The following is a 1,428-nucleotide window of genomic DNA, read 5'->3' as shown; positions in this document are numbered from 1 at the left end:
TACTCCAGCCGGGGATGTTGACCTTGGCTGAGCTGGGGCTTGGTGTGGTGTGTGAACGGGTGCAGCCACCGTCGATCATGGGCGGTTGTGTGGACTGACCATGACGCGGCGGTGGCTGCGGGATACAGGGTAGACGCTCAGCGGTGGCGGGTGTTGTTCGACGGCCTGATGCTGACGGTCGGGGGACGTTTCCGCAGGCCCGAGCCTCGCCGTCGGGTGCGTGACTTCGTCCGGGGCCTGCTGGCGCCGTTACCGTCGAAGAACTGCTGGACGATCGCCGAGCACGCCGGTGACAGCGGCCCGGACGGGATGCAGGACCTGTTGACCCGGGTGCGCTGGGACGACGCCGCCGTTCGTGTCGATGTCCGCGAGTTCGTCGCCCAGCACCTCGGTGATACCGAGGCGGTGCTGGTCATCGACGAGACGGGGGACCTGAAGAAGGGCCGGCACACCGTCGGTGTCCAGCGGCAGTACTCAGGCACGGCCGGGAAGATCGAGAACTGCCAGCTCGCCGTGCACCTCGTCTACGCCACCGACACCGCTCACGCGATGCTCGACGCGGCCCTCTACCTGCCGAAATCCTGGTGCGACGACCCCGAACGCCGGACACGGGCCGGTGTCCCCGAGCAGGTGCGGTTCGCCACGAAACCGCAGCTGGCGTCCCGGATGATCACCACCGCGGTCACCGCCGGGCTGCCGTGCGGGTGGGTGGCCGGCGACGAGGCCTACGGCAACGATCCACGCCTGGCCGCCCGGCTACGTCAGCTGCGCCTGGGCTACGTCCTGGCCGTGGCCCGCTCCCACCAGGTCACCACCAGCCTCGGCGTCCACCGCGTCGACGCCCTGGCCACCGGTCTTCCCACCACCGCCTGGCAGCGCATCTCCGCCGGCCGAGGCGCGAAAGGCCACCGCTGGTACGACTGGTCCTACACCGCCCTACCGCACGCCACCGACGCACACGGCGGACACCACTGGCTCCTGACCCGCCGCAACCGCCGCACCGGTGAACTGGCCTTCTACCGCTGCTGGTCACCGCAACCCGTCCCACTCCACCGCCTGGTCACGGTCGCCGGCCGCCGCTGGAAAATCGAAGAATCGTTCCAGGCCGCGAAGACCGGACTCGGCCTCGACCAGCACCAACACCGCCGCTGGACGTCATGGCACCGCTGGACCACCCTGGTGATCCTCGCCCACGCATTCCTCGCCGCCGCGACCGCCAACCACCACCATCAACCGGCCGGGCTGATCCGACTGACCGTCAACGAACTACGCCACCTGTTCCACGTCCTGATCATCGAACCCACCCGCCGCCGAGCGGACCCACTGCTCTGGTCCATCCGCCGACGACGCCACCAAGCCCAAGCCATGACCAGCCACTACACCCGACAAGCCCTCACCGAGCCGTGATCACAATCCCCGGCTGGAGTA

The 1,428-nt window shown here is 68.9% G+C and carries 1 protein-coding gene; it reads left to right on the top strand.

The genetic code is table 11. The annotated features are described in order from the left end of the window. Nucleotides 1–168: 168 nt before the first annotated feature. Nucleotides 169–1,407 carry an IS701 family transposase gene (locus FB454_RS34695; protein ID WP_030275456.1) on the top strand — a complete coding sequence of 413 codons (1,239 nt, stop codon included), beginning with the start codon at nt 169–171 and terminating at the stop codon, nt 1,405–1,407. Nucleotides 1,408–1,428 lie beyond the last annotated feature (21 nt).

It is taken from the genome of Micromonospora sp. CNZ297 (genome assembly GCF_007827625.1).
This window is presented reverse-complemented; position numbering and strand designations above follow the sequence as displayed.

Excerpts from the sequence above, each read along its gene's own strand:
- FB454_RS34695 (WP_030275456.1), top strand. The coding sequence starts at position 169 with ATGCTGACGGTCGGGGGACGTTTCCGCAGGCCCGAGCCTCGCCGTCGG.